12 protein-coding genes, 1 tRNA gene and 1 pseudogene are annotated in these 22,096 nt (G+C 33.5%); 4 read left to right on the top strand and 10 right to left on the bottom strand.

The window, feature by feature from the left end:
• Positions 1-84 precede the first annotated feature (84 nt).
• From B4H69_RS08850 to B4H69_RS08835, 4 genes and pseudogenes are all read right to left on the bottom strand, one after another.
• Complete coding sequence (locus tag B4H69_RS08850) at positions 85-570, bottom strand: GNAT family N-acetyltransferase (RefSeq protein WP_291093584.1); 486 nt, start codon at positions 568-570, stop codon at positions 85-87.
• Positions 571-605: 35 nt separating this feature from the next.
• A pseudogene (locus B4H69_RS08845) lies at positions 606-1,299 on the bottom strand (AAA family ATPase).
• A gap of 20 nt (positions 1,300-1,319) precedes the next feature.
• Positions 1,320-1,390, bottom strand: a tRNA-Cys gene (locus B4H69_RS08840).
• Between the two features lie 42 nt (positions 1,391-1,432).
• Positions 1,433-1,879: a GNAT family N-acetyltransferase gene (locus tag B4H69_RS08835; protein WP_291093582.1), complete on the bottom strand. Its 447-nt coding sequence runs from the start codon at positions 1,877-1,879 to the stop codon at positions 1,433-1,435.
• A gap of 90 nt (positions 1,880-1,969) precedes the next feature.
• Here B4H69_RS08835 and B4H69_RS08830 point away from each other — a divergent pair, with 90 nt between their 5' ends.
• Entirely contained in the window at positions 1,970-3,433 is a 1,464-nt protein-coding gene (locus tag B4H69_RS08830) for a PLP-dependent aminotransferase family protein (RefSeq protein WP_291093580.1), read from the top strand.
• A 398-nt stretch (positions 3,434-3,831) separates the two neighbouring features.
• On the top strand, positions 3,832-4,227 hold the full coding sequence (locus tag B4H69_RS08825; RefSeq protein WP_180906496.1) for a RidA family protein: 396 nt from the start codon (positions 3,832-3,834) through the stop codon (positions 4,225-4,227).
• A 324-nt stretch (positions 4,228-4,551) separates the two neighbouring features.
• On the opposite strand, the gene B4H69_RS08820 is transcribed toward B4H69_RS08825, so the two are convergent.
• The 3 genes from B4H69_RS08820 to B4H69_RS08810 form a co-directional block, all read right to left on the bottom strand.
• Complete coding sequence (locus tag B4H69_RS08820) at positions 4,552-5,688, bottom strand: efflux RND transporter periplasmic adaptor subunit (protein WP_291093579.1); 1,137 nt, start codon at positions 5,686-5,688, stop codon at positions 4,552-4,554.
• Position 5,689: 1 nt separating this feature from the next.
• Positions 5,690-10,018 (bottom strand): CusA/CzcA family heavy metal efflux RND transporter, encoded by a 4,329-nt coding sequence (locus B4H69_RS08815; RefSeq protein ID WP_291093577.1) that lies wholly within the window; start codon positions 10,016-10,018, stop codon positions 5,690-5,692.
• Positions 10,019-10,116: 98 nt separating this feature from the next.
• On the bottom strand, positions 10,117-10,422 hold the full coding sequence (locus B4H69_RS08810; RefSeq protein WP_152606051.1) for a hypothetical protein: 306 nt from the start codon (positions 10,420-10,422) through the stop codon (positions 10,117-10,119).
• A gap of 963 nt (positions 10,423-11,385) precedes the next feature.
• Between B4H69_RS08810 and B4H69_RS08805 the strand changes: the two genes are divergently transcribed.
• Together B4H69_RS08805 and B4H69_RS08800 are read left to right on the top strand one after the other, a co-directional pair.
• Positions 11,386-12,858, top strand: a complete 1,473-nt coding sequence (locus B4H69_RS08805) for a MauE/DoxX family redox-associated membrane protein (RefSeq protein ID WP_280046353.1) — start codon at positions 11,386-11,388, stop codon at positions 12,856-12,858.
• Positions 12,859-12,927: 69 nt separating this feature from the next.
• Positions 12,928-13,200, top strand: a complete 273-nt coding sequence (locus B4H69_RS08800; RefSeq protein ID WP_180906491.1) for a DUF6520 family protein — start codon at positions 12,928-12,930, stop codon at positions 13,198-13,200.
• 43 nt (positions 13,201-13,243) lie between these two features.
• Here B4H69_RS08800 and B4H69_RS08795 read toward each other — a convergent pair whose 3' ends face one another.
• The 3 genes from B4H69_RS08795 to B4H69_RS08785 form a co-directional block, all read right to left on the bottom strand.
• A complete protein-coding gene (locus B4H69_RS08795) occupies positions 13,244-15,820 on the bottom strand; it encodes a S9 family peptidase (RefSeq protein WP_180906490.1) in 2,577 nt (858 codons plus the stop codon).
• Positions 15,821-17,498: 1,678 nt separating this feature from the next.
• On the bottom strand, positions 17,499-18,893 hold the full coding sequence (locus tag B4H69_RS08790; RefSeq protein WP_221627902.1) for a RagB/SusD family nutrient uptake outer membrane protein: 1,395 nt from the start codon (positions 18,891-18,893) through the stop codon (positions 17,499-17,501).
• A gap of 16 nt (positions 18,894-18,909) precedes the next feature.
• Complete coding sequence (locus B4H69_RS08785) at positions 18,910-21,909, bottom strand: SusC/RagA family TonB-linked outer membrane protein (protein ID WP_244958037.1); 3,000 nt, start codon at positions 21,907-21,909, stop codon at positions 18,910-18,912.
• Between the last annotated feature and the right edge of the window lie 187 nt (positions 21,910-22,096).

Genomic DNA, 22,096 nt, shown 5'->3' with positions numbered 1-22,096 from the left:
ACTGGAGGTTTAGTTCAACATGGGGTTTACAAAATGGCGGAGTTAAGTCTAAATTAAAACTTTCTGCTTCGTATTATTAAAAGGTTATTGCTTTGCTAATACTTCCATTTTTTCGGGAGTAATAGTCCACCGTATCCATTTATCATCTGGCTTTGACCCCAAACTTTTATAAAATTTCTGAGCGTTAATATTATTGGCAAGAACTAACCAATTAAATTTTTTATATCCATTATTGAGGGCATATTGAGCAAGACCTTTCAGTAATCTTTTACCAATATTTTTGCCTCTTTGGTTAGTATCGACATATAACCATTTAAGCATTAAAGAAGGTTTTAGATTGTGCATAAAAGGAATGGTATAATAAACAGCAATACCTACAAGTTTACTGTTCCCTGTCTCTGCAACGATAGCACCGAATTGAGGGTTTGTTCCAAATCCACGACTTAACAAGTCGTTTTCTGAAAGGCTAAAATCTGTATCGCCCTCATATACAACAATCGCTTCCATTAACCGCAAAAGTTCTGGAATATCCTGCTCTTTCATTTCTCTGATTTGTATTTCATTTTCCATTTGTCCGTTTTAAATTCTTACTATTTTGTTTCTCTTTATTGCAGATGGGATATCGTTTCGGTTTGACAGATTGATTTTTCTTCCAATTCATTTATCAGTATCGTTTTTACAGCCGTAAACGTATGGTCTTTAGCTTCTGCAAATGAANNTTAGCTTGTTGTAATACTCGTCTAAAACTTCGGGTATTGGTATTTCAAAATTTATCCGTAGCTGAAACCGCCTTAACAAAGCTGTATCAATAATTTCTGGGTGGTTGGTTGCACATAGTAATAATGCCTTTTCGGGATAGTAGTCTATCAACTGTATTAAGGTATTTACCAATCTTCGCATTTCGCCTACGTCTTTATCATCGTTACCTCTTGCTTTTGCGATTTGGTCAAATTCATCTAAAAACAAAACGGCTTTTTCCCGACCTGCTTTGTCAAATACCTGTTTGATGTTCTGCGATGTTTCGCCTATACGTGAACATACTACATTACTCAAATTGAGTATGAGAATATTTTTGCCTAACGTATTTGCAATAGCTTTGGCGGTCATTGTTTTGCCACAACCCGAATTACCGTGAAGCAATATTTTATTATTTACAGGAAGTCCGTATTGGCTTAATTCTTCATTGTATTTATGTTCCTTTATCAGCTGTTCAAACTTTTGCCTGTTGGCTTCATCCAGAAATATATCGTTTAATGATACCTGCTCTTTGTCGTTTATGATAAGGTTAAATACATTCATTGAAATATAAAATAATATTGAGGTCGGGAATGGATTCGAACCACTGCAAAAGGTATTGCGTACCCTTGTCTGACCACTCGACTACCCGACCATTTTTTTGAAAAGGGCGAACCGATTAAGTCTGCCCATTGTGTTACTTCCACCAATAGTAATAATTGTGCTTACCGTCATATTCAAAACCGCAACGTGGATATAATTGATTGCCAATGTCGTTTGTTTTTTCAGTTTCAAGCATTAGCCCGCAAGCACCAGTTTCATCGCACCATTGTTTTGCTCTGTCTATCAATGCTACCGAAAGCCCTTTGCCTCTGTAATCGGGGTGTACAAACAAATCGCTCAATAACCATTGCTTTGCTAATTTGATGTAATGATACAATTTGTACAACTGCACAAAACCAACAGCTTTGCCGTCTGCATACACGACAAAAATGTTTGATTGCTCGTTGTCCATTCGTTCCTTAATGAATTGCTTACACTTTTCGTAATCGTCCGCTTGACGATAGAAAACCCGATAAAGGTTAAATAATTTTGCTGTGGTGTCTAAATCGTTTAGACCTACTTTTTTGATGTTGAACTCCATTGTTTTAAAATTATTTTAATTGATAAGTCAAAAGTATTTACAAACAGGACTATATTTGTAGTCCAATTTACAAAAAAAAGATAGTCCACCATGTTACCATACGAACATATCATAATCATAGATAAAGAAAGCAAAATCCCTATTTATAGGCAGATTGCCTTATCCATTATCAACGCAATCAGAAACGGTACTCTGAAACCAGGAACGCACTTACCAAGTAGTCGGGAATTAGCCAAAACATTGGGTATACACCGAAAGACCGTAATTGCAGGTTATGAGGAATTGGAAGCACAAGATTGGATTATGATTTTTCCAAGAAAACACGTTGCTGTTTCGGAACATATTCCATTGCTTAAACCTCAAAAGTGGGGTGAATCTAATACGTCTACACCTTATGAAAATGATTTGAATGTACCTTTTAGAATTATAGAAGAAAACAAGTTTAGTGAAAATGGTATTTCGTATGCTGATGTAGTTATTGATGACGGACACCCTGACGTAAGATTATCTCCAATAGATGATTTATTAAAAATGTATCGTTCACTCACTTCAAAAAAATATGCTATTAAAAACGCAAATATTGGAACAACACAGGGGACTTTGAAACTTCGGGAAGTGTTGGTTAATTATTTGTCAGAAACAAGAGGGTTAAACATTTTTCCTGATAATATTTTAATTACGCACGGAGCACAAATGAGTATTTATTTATCTGCTCAACTGCTTTTGGGACATACATCTACGATTATTGTAGGCGTTCCAAATTATCCTATTGCCAATAAAACATTTGAGGAAACCGAAGCGAAAATCATTGAGGTAACCGTAGATGATAAAGGTATTGATACCGATGCTATCAAAAAGATTTGCAAACGTCAGAAAATTAATGCTGTGTATGTCATTCCCCACCACCATTACCCTACAACAGTAACATTAAGCGTAGAACGTAGAATGAAACTGTTAGAACTATCTCAACAATATTCTTTTGTGATTATTGAAGATGATTACGATTATGATTATCATTATGCGTCTTCACCATATTTGCCTTTGGCAAGCGGTAATCATAGTGGAAACGTGATTTACATAGGCTCTTTTTCCAAAATATTAGACCCTGCTTTGCGTATAGGTTTTATGGTAGCTCCTAAAAATTTCATAGAACAATGTACAGCTTTCAGAAAAATAGTAGATGTGAGTGGTGATGGATACATGCAAAACGCTTTAGCATCCTTGATTAAAGAGGGTGAATTAAAACGACATCTTAAAAAGGCAAAGAAAATTTATCACGGACGTATGGATTTTTTAGATGTATTGTTAAGAGAAAAATTAGACAATTATGTCTCTTATACATTGCCTACTGGAGGAATGGCTATTTGGTTAAAAGTAAGGTCAGACTTGCCTGTTGAACAACTTTATTCAAACGTAAAACTTCATATCATCAGAATTGATGAAACACAAAATGCATTTAGATTTGGCTTTGCTTCATTGAATGAAAAAGAATTGGAACAAGCTGTTGATACATTAAGAATAGAATTGCAGAAAATTGAAAGTAAGTGTTTATAAATATGATCTATATAACTACTAAAGCATTTAGCGAATAGTCGTGATTGACCAACTATTAATAATTGTACTTTCTTATAAAGAAAAATAAAAAATAGAACTACGCTAATTTTTTAATGCGAGTGTTTTTGTCTCACGCAACAAGGTATAAAATATAATTTTTTTTGTATATTTGAGTTTAATTAATGAAATGTAGATATAGGTATTTTTATGAAACGAAAATATATTTTACTTAGTATAATAATATGTTAGCGGTAATGTTATAAGAATATCTGAAGAAGATGACTTAATTTGAACTTGCTAAAAAATAAAATGTTTTCATAAAATACTGAAAAATTCATATAAATCAAACATCAATCAACTTATTTAAGTAATCCTCACTAAAAAATATATTTTAAAACATGACTACAAACAAAATAATTCGATTAATCCCTAACAATATTCCTACACCAGTTGGAAACTATTCACATGTTACAATAATTCCTAGAAACTCAGATTTATATACTTTTTCGGGGCAAATTGGAATAGATAACAACGGTACAACACCCGAAAATTTTAATGAACAAGTTATCTTAACATTTAAGAACATAAAAGAACTTTTGAATAGTCAAGATTTGGATGCAGAAAATGTAATTAAAGTGAATATTTGGGCTACAGAAGAAATAGATTGGGAGTTTTTCGATCAAGAATGGGAAAATTTATTTAAGAAAAATCATCCTTCAATGACAATTGCATATATAACTGCATTAGGGCTTCCGGAACTGAAAATTGAAATCGAAATTTGGGCTGCAAAATAGAATACATCTATCACTAACAAGAATAGCTAGTTCACAACTATAATTTTAAAAACAATTTCAGAAACTTTTCATATTTAATTATATAATAATCAATAAAATTGATTATTAAAATCTTTTTCATTCATAAGTTTTTTATAACTTATGAATGAAAAATCAATACTTAGAACTTAAATCATTTTATTAATGTAGTTTTTTACAATCGTTATATATCGTTTAAGTCTTCGATACATCTTTTTCCAAACACCCTCCTAATGAAGACAATAAGACAATAAGAAGCTGAAAACGAATTCAGCTTCTTAATTTATTTTATATTTTCAAAAATACCTACTCCTCTTCTCCACTATTTTTCATCGCAGTCAAAAGATAATATGCTCCTTTCGAAACATAGACTTTTCCTGAATTTTGAGGAGATTTTATTTCAATCATTTTATTCGCAGAACCTCCTATTTCTACAGGAACTAATCGAAACTGATTTTTAGTTTGTCTTTCGAACACATAATCTTTTCCTTCAAACTGAATTACAGCTTCTTCTGGTAAAACATTCGCATTAAGCGAATTCACTTGCAATTCAATATTGAAATACATATTCGCTGTTAATCGCGTTCCATTCGCATTCGTAATTCGTGCAAAAACATCAACCGTTCCATCTTCATTCACTTGATTAGAAATTGAAGTGATTTGCGCATCTAACTTTTGATCTGGTTTTGCATTGGTATAAGCTTTCAAAAATTGACCAATCTGAATGTTACTTAGATCTTTTTCAAACACTTTTACGTTCAATAAAGAACGATCAGGATTAATAATTTCTAACATCGCATCTGCTGGCGAAATATATTGTCCTGTATTCGCAAAAACCTGACTCACCATTCCGCTAATTGGTGCATAAACATTGATGGTACGTCTAATATTACTCAACGAGACTGAAGAAGGATTGATATTCATTAACCTAAGTTTCTGTTCCAACGAACTTTTCTTTACCATCAACAATTGACGTGTCGCTTTCGCTTGTTGCATCACTTTGTCACTTGCTGCTTGCTCTGCATTCAAATCCTTTTGACGAACATAATCTGCATTAGCCTGCTCTAACAAAGCTTTTGTTGTGAGATAATCTTCCTGCATTTGAATATACTGCGGATCTTCTAAAACCACTAAAACTTGTCCTTTATTCACATAATTTCCTGGAATTAATGCAATTTGTTTCACATAACCACCAAAAGCATTGGTGATAGAAATAGTATTCTCTGGGGTTACAGCCGTCTTTGCATTTAGCCGAATAGTTGTAGGTAAATTCTGATGACGTAAAGAGGTAGTATCAATTTCAAAATTATTTAATTGAGCATCTGTCAACTTTAATATTGAGGTAGAAATAGTTGCTTTTTGCTCTACTTCGGGTTTTGTTTCTTCTTTGTTACAACTCATCACAACAAGAGATGTACAAAGCATTAAGATATATTTTTTCATATTATTGTGCAGTATAAAAAGTCATTGCGGCATAAGCCTGATTACGTAGATTCTTTGCTTCTAAAAACTTTGTTTTCACTTCGATGATTTGATTATTCAGAATCACCCAATCCAAAAAATTAATCTCTCCTTCTAGTAATTGACGATTAATTGTTTTTTGTAAATCATTCGCAGCAGGAAGTTGAGATTGTTCAAAATCCCCTACCATTTCTTCGTAAGCATTTACTTTATTTTTTAATACATCAAAATCTTGTTGCAACTTCGATTGTTGTAAAGTATACGCTTGTTTTGCAAGATCAGTTTTAACTTTTGAGGCTTCGATTGACGAATTAATTCCTCTATTAAACAAAGGTAAGCCAACTCCTACTTGAAAAGAATTGTATCGATTTTTGTCTAAGTCAGAAAAGCTTTGATTTGAATATCCAACTGTTAAAACTGGAACTTTTTTCGATTTCTCAACTTCAGTTTCCAGCGTTGAAGTCTGAATATTTTCTTCCGCTAATTTTAACATTGGATGTGTACCTGAAACAGATAATCCTGCAATTTCATTCCAATTTACACCATCTTTTGTTGGATAAATTTTGAATGATGAATTGGTTAAAAATTGAATTTGTCTTGATTCATTTTCTAATTCATTCTCAACTAATCTCAATTGATTTTGAATCGATTTCAACTGAATAATAGCCGTTGAAACCTCACTTCGGTTTGATTCACCTTTTTTCAAACGTAAATTTGCTTTCTTCAAAAACTCTTGGTAAATCAATTCATTTTCTTTCAATAAATCTTGTTGATATTCTGTATTTTGCATATTGACATACAAATTGGCTAATCGTTGTTTAATCTCAACTTTCGTCAATTGTTCATTTGCTTTAGAAGTACTGATCATTTGCTCGTTCAAAGCTTTTTGACGTTTAAAAACCACAGGAAATTGAAACGATTGTGAAATAGTAAATTTGTTATCAAATTCACCCGAATTCACTTGTCCAAATTCCGCAGCTATATCTAAAGGTGAAAGCGAACGATTGGCAAATACATTTTTCTCGTGATAAACAGTAGTCAATTCTGCTTGTTTAATTTCGAGGTTATTCGCGTCAGCTAATTTTACAACCTCATCAAAACTCATACGTTCTTGCGCATTGGCAGTTGCTCCAAACAAAGCTAAAACTAATAAAATAGCTGTAGGAATTGATTTATGACGAGTTGATTTCTTTTTAAAATGAATATTTTCGAACATAACATATAAAATTGGTAAAACAAAAAGGGTAAGAAAAGTTGCACCCATTAATCCTCCGATAACAACAGTTGCTAATGGACGTTGAACTTCTGCACCCGAACCATTACTAAGAGCCATTGGTAAGAAACCTAAAGAGGCTACAGCTGCTGTCATTAGGACGGGACGAAGACGAGTTCGTGTTCCCATAATAACAATTCGAGTTGTATTTTTAATTCCGTTATCACGTAGACGATTGTATTCTGAGATTAATACAATTCCGTTTAGAACAGCAATTCCAAAAAGGGCGATAAATCCAACTCCAGCACTGATACTAAAAGGCATATCTCGCGCAGCTAAGAATAGTATTCCACCAATTGAAGAAAGCGGAATGGCTGTATAAATTAATAAACTTTCTTTGATTGATTTGAATGCAAAGAATAACAACACGAAAATCAAAACCAAGGCGACTGGAACAGCAATACCTAAGCGAGCTTTTGCATGATTCAAATTTTCGAAAGCTCCACCATAAGTCGCATAATATCCTGTAGGAAGTTTGACTTGAGCATCAACCTTTTGTTGCAACTCTTGCACAACACTCTCTATATCGCGTCCTTTTACATTAAATCCAACAACAATTCTACGTTTTGCATCTTCGCGCTGAATTTGATTTGGCGTATTTTTATAATCTACTTTTGCTAATTGATTTAATGGAATCTGAATTCCAGAAGCAGTAGGAATCAATAAATTTCGAATATCTTCGATATTCTCGCGTTTATCCTCTGCTAAACGAACCACCATATCAAAACGTTTTTCACCTTCGAAAACCATTCCAGTAGATTGTCCTGCAAAAGCCATATTAATAATTCGATTTGCTTCTCCAATACTCAATCCATATTGCGCTAATAAAGCACGATCAAACTCAATCACAACTTGCGGAATTCCATTAATTGGTTCAATATATAAGTCTTGCGCTCCTTTTACAGTATTGATTATTTTTCCTAATTTATCTGCATTATTGGCTAAACTATCTAAATTTTCACCAAATATTTTCACCACCACATCTTGTCGTGCTCCTGTCATTAATTCGTTAAAACGCATCTGAACAGGAAATTGAAATCCCGTTGAAAGTCCTGGAACATCTTCCAAAGCTTTACTCATTTTATCCGATAATTCTGGAAAAGTTGTGGCAGAAGTCCATTCTTTTTTAGGTTTCAAAACAATAATCATATCTCCTGCATCCATTGGCATTGGCTCGGTAGGAATCTCTCCACTCCCAATTTTTGTCACAACCATTTCAACTTCAGGGAAACTATCTTTCAATATTTTAGCTGCTTTATTTGTGTATTCTATTGTTGTCGTAATATTACTTCCTGGTAAAATACGTGCTTCTACAGCAAAATCGCCTTCTTCTAAAGCTGGAATAAATTCTCCACCTAAACGAGACATCACAAAAACAGCAATAGCAAATAGAGAAAGCACAATTGCTAAAATAATAGTACGAACTTTTAAGGCTTTGATTAAATATTTCTGATGGAAAATCTCAATTTTAGCCATTACACGATCCGATAAATTTGGTTTCACTTTCTTCTTTTTACTTAAAAATAAGCTGGTCATCATCGGAACATAAGTCAACGAAAGAATAAATGCACCAATCAATGCGAAAGCAACTGTTTGCGCCATTGGTTTGAACATTTTCCCTTCTATTCCTTGTAAAGTAAAAATTGGTAAATAAACAATTAGAATAATAATTTGACCAAAAACAGCCGAATTCACCATTTTTTTAGCTGAAGAACCAACTGTTTGATCCATTTCTGTTTGTGTTAATTTGTTCTTCAACCCAAACTTTTTGTTGTGTGCTAACTGATGCATCGCCGCTTCTACAATAATCACAGCTCCGTCAACAATTAATCCGAAATCTAATGCGCCTAGACTCATCAAATTTCCACCTACACCAAAAATATTCATCATAATAATCGCGAATAATAAGGCTAGAGGAATAACAGAAGCTACAATAAAACCAGCACGTAAATTTCCTAAGAAAAGCACTAAAATAAAGACAACGATTAAGGCTCCTTCAAGTAAATTTGTTTCAACCGTATGAATGGTATTGTCAACCATTTTTTTACGGTCTAAGAAAGGTTCAATAACAACTCCTTCAGGTAACGTCTTTTTAATCTCTTCGATGCGTTCTTGTACATTCTTCACCACTTCGTTACTATTCGCTCCTTTCAACATCATAACAATTGCACCAGAAACTTCACCTGTATCGTTATATGTCATTGCACCATAGCGTGTAGCAAAACCAGTTTTTACATCTGCAACATCTCTCAATAAAATAGGTGTTCCGCTTTGCGAGCGTTTGACCAAAATATTTTCGATATCTTCTATTTTACCAATTAAACCTTCAGAACGGATAAATAAAGAAGTAGGACCTTTTTCGATATAAGCTCCACCTGTATTTTGATTATTCTCGCTCAGTGCATCAAATAAATCATTAATTGTCAGATTAAAAGATTGTAAACGTTGCGGATCAATCGCTATTTCGTATTGTTTCAATTTTCCACCGAAACTACTCACATCCGCTACTCCAGGAACGCCCAAAAGTTGACGACGAACAATCCAGTCTTGAATTGTTCTTAATTCAGTTTCATCATATTGATCTTCGTAACCTTCGGCAGGACGAACAACATATTGATAGATTTCCCCTAACCCTGTCGAAATTGGACCAAGTTGTGGTTCACCAATACCTTCTGGAATCTCATTTTGAACCTGAATCAACCGTTCACTTACTTGTTGTCGCGCCCAATAAACATCTGTATTGTCATCAAAAACAATGGTTACCAATGATAAACCAAAACGAGAGAAACTACGAATTTCGGTAATTCCACCAATATTAGAATTAGCTTGTTCGATAGGAAAAGTCACCAAGCGTTCTATATCTTCTGCACTAAAAGAAGGCGCTACAGTGATAATTTGAACCTGATTAGATGTAATATCAGGTTGTGCATCAATGGGTAATTTTGTTGCATCGTAGATACCAAATACCAACAAAGCCAACGTAAACAAACCCACGATAAATTTATTCTTGATTGAAAAATCAATAATTTTATTTAACATCGTAAAATTGTATAGATTAAAAATATGCTAAATACAAGTTGTAAATAGCTGAAATTGGATAAACTGAAAGAATCAATCTATCGTAAAATCTAAAAAAATTACGCTTGTTTTGGCGGTTGCCAAATAGAATCTAAATAATGAGTATATAAGAAATCTTCATCAAATGTTTTGATTGAAGTCGTAGAAATTTCTTTATCTAAATGTAAAACATCGAAGAGTTTTATGGGAGAGAAAAAAAAGTCGATATGAACAAACTCAACTTTCATGAAAGGTAATTTTTGGTCAGTTTCCCAATCCGCATCAACCTCATGTCCACCATAATGATGAACTAAAAAAGTTTTCATTTCATCCAAAAAATCTCCTCCTTTATCATGTTCAATAAAATGAGAAATAAACACAGGCAATTTATATAACTGACACAATTGAGTTGAAGTTGTTATATATAAAAAAATTAAAATTTTAGTTGCCCATAGTTTCACAAGTCAAAGGTACACTCTATTTAATAATTTTCAAATTTAATTTGAAATAAAAGTCTTTATAAAAAAACAAAAATTTTACATTATGATTATTGAAGGAACATATTATATCAGACAACATAGTCTTCGCAACTAATCAATTTAAGGTTTTAGAATTTCAACTCCTTCTAAAGAAGGAATTTATCTTCTTAATGGGATTATAGAGATGTTTTTTATAGTTTACGGTTACATTATTTTTAATCAGATTTAGTACCAGATTTTGGCATTCTGAGCTTGTCGAAGAATATTTTACTTTCATTTATAAAATTTTGTCACATAGAACTTCATTTTGATTGTATAATTATCGTCTGAGTCTTCGATACAATATTTTGTAAACGGCATTCTGACTGATAATAATGAGGAATGGGAATGTATAAATTTATAAATGCAGCATACTGTTTATGATTATGACTTACTTGTGTATCTGGTATCCTACTTCTTAAAATTAATTTCGTTCAAAACTTAAAAAATCTTATCAATGAAAAGTATTTATTTAATTATTGTAGGAAGTTTTGTTATCACAAGTTGTGTTGATTATGAAACAGAAGAAATTATTGAGAACAGAAAAAAGAACAACTTAAGGTTGACCTACTTATTGTTGAGAAAGTATCGAATGATAGTACTCAATATCTAGATGAAGCAAACGATCCTCCTCGTGATAAGGATCCCTATGTGAAACGAGGAAATGATGCAGAAAATGATGAAGTTGACGAAAACTAATATTAGATGTTAGATGTTAGATGTTAGATGTTAGATGTTAGATGTTAGATGTTAGATGTTAGATGTTAGATGTTAGATGTTAGATGTTAGATGTTAGAAAGTTAATTTTTATGAATTAAAACTACTATAAAGATGAGAAAAATTGCACCTTTTTTAAGAACACTCATCTGCTACCTTTACATAAGTTTATTTGTCTATGCGGCAGTAAGTAAACTCATCGATTTTGAAACTTTTCAAACTCAGTTGGGACAATCGCCTTTATTAGCTAGTTATGCGATTCCTATTTCGTATGGAGTGATCATCCTGGAACTTCTAACAGCAGTTCTCTTGATGTTTGAGCGAACTAGAAAATTAGCCTTACAGATTTCACTTTTCTTAATGACCATCTTCACTACCTATATTATCATTATCTTGAATTTCACGGATTTTACCCCTTGTTCATGTGGTGGAGTTTTAGAAAAGTTGGGATGGACGGAACATCTAATTTTTAATCTCGTATTCGTAGGATTTGCATTGTGTGCACTTCGACTGGTAGCGACCTCAGAAAATTGGAAAAACTACGGGCTAAACCAACTCGGAATTTTAGTAATCGGAATTGCAAGTGTTTCTATACTTTATGCATTATCCGAAAAAAAATCACAGACCAACAATGCGTTTACTCGTAAATACATCCCACATGCATTACAAAAAATTAAACAAATTACCCTACCTTCAAACGATTATTATATTGCAGGTATAGATAGTTGTGCAATCTATTTAGGGAATTACAATGCTCCACTTTATGTAAAAGAAATTGATTTTAATTTATTTACTGAAAAGACACATCAAATTATAATCGACCAATACAACTTACCATACAAACGGGTTCGAATTGTCGTTCAACCACCCTACTTCTTTGTTGGAGACGGTACTGTGCCTATTTTATTTAGAGGTAAAATAACAAATTGGAAAGCCTCAACCCTTTTCAAAGAAAAAATTTATTTCAATCAATTTGTACCAAAAGATTCTGCAACTATCGCAGTGGTAACAGCGAGCACCAAAACAAATACTACGATACTAGGTGAAATTAAACTGAAACCTAATCAACTTATGTTCACACCAAAAGAAGATATTTTAGTCAAACAAATCAATGGAACCTTTGATACAGATGGACTATTGCAATGGAATAACCAAGCCCATCTCTATACCTATCTCTATTATTACAGAAACCAATACATTGTTCTTGATCAAAATTTACAGCCAATTGTGCACAATAAAACCATTGATACCATTTCCAAAGCACAAATTGATTTAGCCTATTTCGAAAAAAGTAAAGAATACAAATTAGGAAGCAAAACCATTATGGTTAATCTAACCGCAACTGCCAACCACAATTCTTATTTTATTGTAAGCGACCGTATGGGAAGATTCGAAAAAGATGACCTATCAAAAGGAATGACCATCATTGATCAGTACGACTATAAAAATAACCGTTACCAACACAGCTTTTATTTTTATCATCAACCACAACAAACCATGCAACAATTTATGGCTTATCAAAATTATTTGATTGGGATAGTTGACAATCAACTGTGGATGTATAAAATAAAAGACATAAAAAAATAAATTGCGCAATGCAGGGAAAGGCTGAAAACCTGTACAAAAGAGTAAGCCACCACATTAAAATAATACAAAATGAAAACAATTTTTTTAAAAAAAATTCTACCAATTGGGGTAGGAATGATGGCAGTTGCTTTTGCATTTGCCACTGAAGCTCAATCATCAAAAAAAGATGCATTTGTAAATGGTTACATTTTCAATACATTAACCAGTAAATGTGAACCTGTTGACCAAGATTGTAACAATATTGAAAATATACCTTGTACTTATCTGAATTCGTCTGGACCACAAATCTTTCGTTTTAACAACGATACATTTTGTAGTGTACCAATGACTCATCGTCCATAATGACAAAGGAAAGGAGTGTAGAAGTACACTCCTTTCTTATAATTTACTTCAAATAATGGTCAAACCACTTCATAATCAACTCCGACAATGTACGTTGATTTCCGGGCTTCATAATATAATGCCCTTCATTTTCAAACAAAACCAATTGACCTTTTTTATTCAAGCGTTTCATTCCCATAAAAAGAAATTTACTTTGGTACCAATGGGTGTTGAAATCTTCTTTGCCCGCCCATAGTAACAATGGAGTCGTCATCTGTTCAACTTGATCCAAAGGGGAATTATTTTTATAATTTTCTTTTGCATTATAATAGTTCTCTCCCATCCTAGATTGATGACTCTCTGTACGCCAAAACTGATCGGTATCCCATCCATTACCTTGTACATCATGCGACCATGTCTGCAAATCAGTGACAGTTCCTCCTGCAACTGCTGCTTTGATTAGTTTTGATTTTGTCGCAATAAATGCAGTTTCGTATCCACCAAACGAGTGCCCTATTAAACCTACCCGTTTACCATCAATGGATGGATTACTGCTCGTCACTTCTTTAATCACCGATTCGACTGACTTTAAAGCAGATTCCCCTGTATGCCCTATCTCATAATGTAGATTAGGTAATAAAACAAAATACCCATTTGTCACATAATTTAATGCATTAAAACCTTTAACCCCATACAAAGAGGGTGGTTCAAAATTAAATACTTCATTAGCTGTTTGCTCATAAATATTAATCACCATTGGATATTGTTTTGTTGCATCATATCCTACTGGATATAGCAAAGTTGCTTTTAAATGAATCCCATTCGCATAGGTATAATCTATAATTTCTGATCTTCCTAAATCATAGTCTTCTAATAAAGAGTTGCTTTGGTAAATCAACTCCGTTTTTTTCGCTTTAAAATCATACCTATTGATTGTTGGTGAATGATTATAAGTCGTCGTTTGATAAATCAATTGACGAGAAGCAGGAAACAATTGTGGTTTATTAAAATTCAACTCTCCACTAACCAATTTCTTAAACGTTTTGTTTTGCAACATTACAAATCCCTTTTTCAGCTCATCTGTAGTGGTCTCAATAAGTAATGGGCGATCTTCAGCAAAAGTAAATGTATCACGAAAAGTATAGGCCGTAATTTTTTTTTCGACAAGCTGATTATTTGCTTTACTCAACCGATAATGTATCCCTTTGGATTGACCTTTTGTAAGGTTAAGAGAAGTTTTAGCTCCTACCAACCATATATCATATTGATTTTGCAACAACATCTCTGTTTCATCATCCGACCAAATAGGAATGGCTATTGGAGCTTCGTTATGAATAGAATAGTCATATTGATCATAAAAATCGCCTTCCAAAGACTCTGTTAAACAACGGGTAGTTTCGTGTACAACATCATACAGGTACCAATGATGTTCTTTAAAATAAGCAACTGCCAAACCATTTGGAGAAAAAACAGCATATTGATGATAATTTCCCATATAAACTCGTTTTACAACCAATTTCTTTTCTCCAGTTTGCACATTGCGCACATACAAATCGACATAAGTATCTTGGAGATATTGGGGTTCATACTGCATAGCATCATAAACAAGTGCATAAGGTTGATTAAGCCTGTAATAAGCAGAAGGGGTGTCTTTATCTCCAATTGCGGTCAACTGCTGATCCAAAGGAGTCCAATTCGTTAAAAATCTACCATTGATTATTTCACTAGTAGATTTCATACGTGGTGTAATCCATTTATCTGTTGTATTCCATATTTCAACATCTGATTTTTGATCGATTATTTTCTTATTTCTATGAAAAAAAACACTCTTACCATCAGAAGATATCAAAAGATCTGATGCCCCAATACTTGTCTCATCTAATTGCTTTTTAACCTCCTCATTGGTTAACTTCGACAACTGTCCTGTTTCGGTTAAATGATACAAAATGATCTCTCCTTCTCTCTTTTCATTCCATACCAACGCAACTCCATTTGCACTCCAATCCAGTAATGACAATTTATAAGTTGTTTTGTCGCCCCAATAATGGATCTTTTTATCCCATAAATTGTACACCCCAATTGCAGAACTCTTCTGTTTTGTATGTACCAAACCAATTTTATCCCCTTTGGGATTCCATAAAAAGTCAGACACATCTTCAATTCGTGTAATTATTGCCTTTTTCAAATCGTATAAAATAAGATCTGAACCTCCATCCGGTTTTTTTTCAAGATAGGATACATAAGTCGAATGACAATCAAAACTAAATTGATAAGAAACTAAATACTGAAATGTTTTCACATCCAAATTTGATAAATCAATTAACTTCAATTCATTAGCATCTGTCTTATATGCCAACCATTTACCATCATTCGAAAATTCGGTGGTAAGTGCATCCTCCAATTGCAATTTTGTTTTTCGTTTACTATGAATTAAATAGGTTTTCACCCCTTTCCGATAGCTATCTTGTACAATCAACCAGTCCCCGTTATTACTTGTTTTTAGTACATTTGTCGAATGACTCCATTGTTCATTCAAACTAGCCGAATAAGGTTTCTTACTAGGTTCTTGTCCTATTGTTTTATACATCGGGAGTAAATACCCTAACATAAAGAGTAGTATTAATTTTATTATTCTATCCATTTTTGTTTTTTTTTAAGTTTTAAGTAATACGCTCAACGTTTTACGTTTTTATTCTTAATTAATAATCTAATTCACTTTTAACAACAAGCTTTGTCATTCTGAGCTCGTCTCAGAATCGCATCTCGTTGTCATTCTGAGCTTTTAAAGAATTTTATTGTCACTTTTTTTCGTCAAAANNTCTCTACTAAAAATGTTCTCACTCCGCTAAAGATTTTACAAACCCTACGGGCTAAAATCTTTTTAACGCTGCACTCAAACATTTTCTTAACGTGAGAGTTTTAATACCATTTTTCTAATCCAATTTCAATATTGAAACTCCTTTTCATTTAGAATCTAAATCGTCGGATTTTTAATTCCTTTTTCAATATTCAAATTCGTTGTCATTTTTAAAACGGATTTTGTCATTCTGAGCTTGTCGAAGAATCTTTCTATCACTTTTTTTAAGAGCAAAAAAGTAATCAAAAAACTCTTGTCTTTGATTTTCGACGGTCAAAATTAGTTTCAGTCATTCAATGTTTTAAATTATTTGCTACGCAAACAGTAAAACATTTTAACCATGACTTTCAGCTTTTTGACACTCGCCTCCAAATCATATGACATTTTCACATCCTTTTTCAATATTCAAATTCGTTGTCATTTTTAAAAACGGATTTTGTCATTCTGAGCTTGTCGAAGAATTGTCTCGACTAAAGCTTGTTAGTACTAGATTTTGTATATAAATATTATTAAAAACCCTAACCCTCCCAACTAAAAAGGGCTAGGTAAACTGTAATCGTTTAGTTTTAATAAAGGAAAACCTCTATTGATGTGTGAGTATTTAAAGTAAAATGGATCGCTATCTTGTTTTTATGAATGCTTGTTTATAGGCTATCATAGTACTTAATGTTCTTTCACATCATCAATTAGATTAACTATCTATACATATGAATTTTAAATGAAATACCCCCTTTACTTGCGTTTTAAAAATTGCTTACCTAACCTAAACCTATGAAAAGAATTTACTTCATTATTTGTACTTTCAAGGGGATATTTTTATTATTCTACTATTAACTTTTTCTATTCATGTTCTAATTCAAATTAGTTGTTATTCTGGATTCGTTTTCGAATCTCATCTCGTTGTCATTCTGAGCTTGTCGAAGAATATTTCTGTCACTTTTTTTTATTCATTAATTTTTAATTTTAATTATCAGTATTCATATGCCCTTCGGGGAACGGTCAAAAAAACTAACGAAAAAAGACTTGTCTTTGATTTTCGACGGTCAAAATTAGTTTCAGTCATTCAATTGACTTCTTTCATTTTTATTCATGTTTTTGTTAATTCTACTTTAAATGAATTCATATGCCCTACGGGGAAGTCTTGACACAAAAACGAAACAAAAAAGTCAAGGCTGTAAAACTCTCTACTAAAAATGTTCTCACTCCGCTAAAGATTTTAAAAACCTTGCAGGCTAAAATCTTTTTAACGCTCCATACAACCATTTTCTTAACGTGAGAGTTTTAATGCCGGTTTTTATTAAGTTCTATGTTTTACACTTAACGTTTTACGTTTTTATTATTAATATTCTAATTGACTTTTAACAACAAGCTTTGTCATTCTGGGCATGTCAAAGAATCCCATTTTTAACCTCTAATACATACTATATTTTACAACTCTAAAATCTGGAATCTAAAATCTCCCCTAATACCCTTCATTCTGAGGTAAAAGATTAGGATTCATCAGCAGTTCATCCTCAGGTAGAGGAAATAAAACATCCGTAGATTTCCATCCCATTTTTATAGGTTTCAAGACTGTTTCTGCTAAATGCAAACGTTTTAAATCAAACCAACGATGGCCTTGTTCAGAAAACAACTCTAATCGTCTTTCTTTTAGAATGGCTGCACTTAGATCAGTTAGTGTATTTGATGTAAAAGGAGTTAATCCTGCTCGTTGACGAATCACATTGAGATCTTCTTTTGCTCCAACGATATTTCCTTGATTTAATCGTGCCTCGGCGCGAATCAAATACTGTTCTGCTAATCGAAAAAGAATGGAATATTCTGTCGAGGTTGTTCCTACTTTATATTGTTTGTATTTATAAGGACAATACCAACTATTTCCATTTGTTGTCACTTTTTTGATCCAATTTTGCTTTCGTTCATCATTTGGTTCAAAATCATTAACCAAACGCTGACTTAACGCCATAGTTACTGGTGGACCTGTTTCAAAAACAAAAACAATAGCTTCGTACGTTCGATCACCCGATTTTTTCGTTTTCAATTGTAGTATCGTCTCTTTACTATCCTTTAAAAAAGTTTTGGAAGCATCATTTTCCATCACATAAACAGCATTCGACGCAATGATACTTGTCGCTTGTTCCTCTGCTTCCTTCCATTTTTCTTGGTACAAAGCCACTCGTGCACGTAATGCTGTTGCTGTAAAATAGTTTGCTCGAATTCGTTCAGATGTTGGATAATCTTTGGGTAACAATTCTTGTGCATGCATCAAATCATCTTTAACTAATTGATACACCTGCTCATGTTTTTGTTTAGAAACAAGTTGATTTTCGGCGTAATTACTAGTGGTCACATAAGGTATATCCCCATAATAATTGGTTAAATAAAAATGTACCAATGCACGTACAAATAAAGCCTCTCCTTCCAATTGATTTTTCGTAGAAACAGGTAATTTTTTTGAACCTTTTAATCGATCTAACGCCAAATTACACATATAGATCAATTGGTAACTTGTCGTCCAAAACGTTTTATTGATGGTACTTGTAGCCAATACGCGATGTTCCATATAATCATTGATAGGACTAATTGAAGAACCGTAATAATCAAATTCATCCGCATAAAATCCCATTGTGACATTCGATCCATATAAATTTTCTGTCAACATCGAATCGTCACGTAACTTCGCATACAACTGATTGATGGCAGCCGTTGCAGTTTCTGAACTCTCAAACACCATTTCGGCAGGAATCTCTCCTTTTGGAGAATCTATTTCAATTAAATTCTCACAACTAGTCAAGATCAAACTGATATACCCCACAATAAAAAGTAGTGCTATTTTATTATTTTTACTATTTCTCATTATTCTATTTTTGAAGTTAAAATGTTAATCGCGCACCGATAGATATACGTTTAGGCGTTGGTAAAAAAGTACGTTCCGTCTCTGGATCAATTCCTTTTATTTTGGATAAAGTCCATAAATTTTGACCTTGTAGATAAAGCAAACAATTGATATTCTCTTTTGATTTTATAGGAAAGCGATAAGAAATAGACATCGATTTTAATCGGATATAAGACGCATCTTCTATAACTGCAGTACTTGTAGAATATTTATCATAAGCTGACAAAGCTTCAGCATTTTTCCCAGTTGTAAAGCGTTGAAATCGTTTGTTTTCATCGCCTGGTTTTTGCCAACGATCTAACACTCCATTTGGCATATTCGTCATAGCGCCTGCAAAACCATAATTATAAAACTCATTATAGCCTTTTTTCTTAACAAATTGAAACAGTACATCGAGCGACCATTGTTTGTATTGGAAATTATTTTGCCAATTCCCTATCAAACGAGGAGTTAAATCAACAAGCACTTGTCGATCATCTGCTGTCAGTTTTCCATCTTGGTTAAAATCTTTGTACTGAAAAATTCCCGTCGTAGGATCTACCCCTTCATATTGGTATACTTTTTTGATGTTTAATGATTCGCCTAACACATACTGATTCACATACGGTGTTTTATCCAATTCATCAAAAGAACGTAAGGTATTACGTGGTAGTGAAAGAAGAAAAGACGAATTCCATTTTACATTCACATTTCGTACGATATCCCCATTCAAAGAAAGCTCAAGCCCTTTATTTTCTACTGTAGCATCCAAATTTGCCTGAATACTTGTAAACCCTGTTGTCGATGGCAAACGGTAACTCATCAGTTGATTCGACGAACGATTGTGGTAATAAGCCAATTCTGCATTCAATCGATGATTGAAAAAAGAAAGTTCAAGGGCTAATTCAAACTTTTTATTTTTCTCCCATCCAAAATTAGGATTCAATAGTCGTGTTGGGGATAATACAACGTTATTATCATATCCACCTTGACTAATTGTATAAGTATCGATATACTGGTAATCCCCTATTTGATCATTTCCTGTTACCCCATAACTTGTTCTGATTTTCCCAAAACTTAACCACGGCTGATCACTTAAGAAATTCTCTTTCGAGAAAATCCAGGCTGCACCTACTGCCCCGAAATTCGCAAAACGGTTGTTTGGACCAAAACGACTCGAACCATCTCGTCTTCCTGTTAAATTAAAAAAATAACGATCCTTCAATTGATAATTCAAGCGTCCGTAGATGGCAGCATATTTGTATTGGGCATCCGATTCGCTTAAGTAATAAACAGAACTTGCAGCCATAATATTAGGCATCAGATAATCATCTGCAAAACCAGATGCCAATAATGAAAGTTGATTTCTATTTTGTTCGGATAATGTCCCTCCAATCGTTCCATTTAATTTTCCACCAATAAACGGATACGTAAAATCTAACTGAGGTTCTACAATCCAACCATTTTGTTGATTATCACTCTTCAATACATAAGAAGATGAACTATCTCCTCCTGAAGCAGGATTTCTCATCGTATGTGGATTGGCTTGAAATTCATCAAAATCTGTTTGTTGATACCCCATACTGGTTTTAAAAGCTACCCCATTTAATACTTGATAACTAACCATAGCATTTGCATTCAGATTCGTCGTTTTATTCCGATACGTACTTCTCAAAGTCGCCAATGGGTTAGACCATGTATTATTCTCCCAATTCAATTCACCAGTTGCCGTATACAATGCAGGTGCATTAGGAGCCAATGTATAAGAAATACGAGTAAGATCTGCTGTGGGCAAAAAATTACGATCATAATTATATTGAGTCGATAAGTTCAACTTGAAACGTTGATTTGGGGATTGATGCTGTAAGGTTGAATAGATACCTAATTTCGAGTAATTAAAATTTCCATCATACACCGCACGTTCTTTCATCATGGTGGTTCCTACACTATAACTTGTGTGATCACTTCCACCACTTACCATTAAACTAAAGCGATTGTTACTTCTTGTTTTTCCAAGTAATTCTTTCTGCCAATCTGTATACCGCGATTGATTCCAACTCCCATTCAAATCATACGCATTGACAGGATATGTTGTAAGTCCATCATTGGCAAAAGCTTCTTTTCTCATTTCAAGATACTCTTCTGTGGACAATAATTGAAGAGACTTTGCTTGTGTGATCATCGTTGTAGAGGCATCAACAGAAAAAGATGTTTTGCCTGACTTTCCTTTTTTTGTGGTAATCAAAATCACCCCATTCGCTCCACGCGAACCATAAATAGCCGTTGCATCCGCATCTTTCAACACCTCAATAGATTCAATGGATTTTGGATCAAGCGTATTCAATGGATTTGCTTTTCCTCCAGGTAATATCGTCCCACCAAGCGCAAACGAACCTAAACTTGTGGTACAAAAAGGCACTCCATCTATCACATACAAAGGATCATTCCCCGCATTAATACTATTCTGTCCTCTAATCTTCACCTCATAGCCTGCTCCCGCATTCCCAGAAGAAGGAGTTATACTTAAGCCTGCTACTCTACCCTGTAAGGCATCCAACACCGTATTCACTGGTTGTTTGTCAATATCCTTTGCCGTAACACGTGCAATAGATCCCGTTCGTTCTTTATCTTTTACAGCATAGTAGCCCGCATTTATTACCACATCTTTTAATTGAATCTCGTTGTCGTCTTTTGTGAAACTTATATTGATCACGCTTCTATTCAACACCTCTTCTTCACGAATAGGAAAATCCAATTGCTCAAAAATTAGTTTAGCATCATCATTTTGTAAGGTCAACGAATAGTATCCATTTGAATCGGTAAAGGTGGTATTATTGGTTCCCTCCTCCTTTATCATTACGCCCACTAATGGGACTTGAAGTTCTTTTACCGTTCCAGTCACGGTTTTTCCTGTTTGTGCCAACAATGGTGTTGTACAAAGCAGACTCAACATAACGGCAAAAGCCTTGCTGTTGATTTTGAAGTAAAATTTTTTCATAATTTTACATANNCTCCTTTTCCAGTACATCGCGGCAACTTTGTTTTTGGGAAGGGAGTTTTTTATACGTTTTACGTAATACGTTTAACGTGATACGGTTTACATATTTAGTTTTAAGCTGTATGCTTAACGTTTGACGTTTTTTTATTAATAGTCTAATTCACATATAACAACAAGCTTTGTCATT

This window comes from Empedobacter sp. UBA6745, from assembly GCF_002453775.1.
Classification (GTDB): domain Bacteria; phylum Bacteroidota; class Bacteroidia; order Flavobacteriales; family Weeksellaceae; genus Empedobacter; species Empedobacter falsenii_C.
This window is presented reverse-complemented; position numbering and strand designations above follow the sequence as displayed.

Bases quoted from the DNA above. Each gene is read 5' to 3' on its own strand.
- B4H69_RS08825 (WP_180906496.1), top strand. From the start codon at position 3,832: ATGACTACAAACAAAATAATTCGATTAATCCCTAACAATATTCCTACA.
- B4H69_RS08805 (WP_280046353.1), top strand. From the start codon at position 11,386: ATGAGAAAAATTGCACCTTTTTTAAGAACACTCATCTGCTACCTTTAC.
- B4H69_RS08835 (WP_291093582.1), bottom strand. From the start codon at position 1,879: ATGGAGTTCAACATCAAAAAAGTAGGTCTAAACGATTTAGACACCACA.
- B4H69_RS08795 (WP_180906490.1), bottom strand. From the start codon at position 15,820: ATGGATAGAATAATAAAATTAATACTACTCTTTATGTTAGGGTATTTA.
- B4H69_RS08830 (WP_291093580.1), top strand. From the start codon at position 1,970: ATGTTACCATACGAACATATCATAATCATAGATAAAGAAAGCAAAATC.
- B4H69_RS08820 (WP_291093579.1), bottom strand. From the start codon at position 5,688: ATGAAAAAATATATCTTAATGCTTTGTACATCTCTTGTTGTGATGAGT.
- B4H69_RS08800 (WP_180906491.1), top strand. From the start codon at position 12,928: ATGAAAACAATTTTTTTAAAAAAAATTCTACCAATTGGGGTAGGAATG.
- B4H69_RS08850 (WP_291093584.1), bottom strand. From the start codon at position 570: ATGGAAAATGAAATACAAATCAGAGAAATGAAAGAGCAGGATATTCCA.
- B4H69_RS08815 (WP_291093577.1), bottom strand. From the start codon at position 10,018: ATGTTAAATAAAATTATTGATTTTTCAATCAAGAATAAATTTATCGTG.
- B4H69_RS08790 (WP_221627902.1), bottom strand. From the start codon at position 18,893: ATGAGAAATAGTAAAAATAATAAAATAGCACTACTTTTTATTGTGGGG.
- B4H69_RS08785 (WP_244958037.1), bottom strand. From the start codon at position 21,909: ATGAAAAAATTTTACTTCAAAATCAACAGCAAGGCTTTTGCCGTTATG.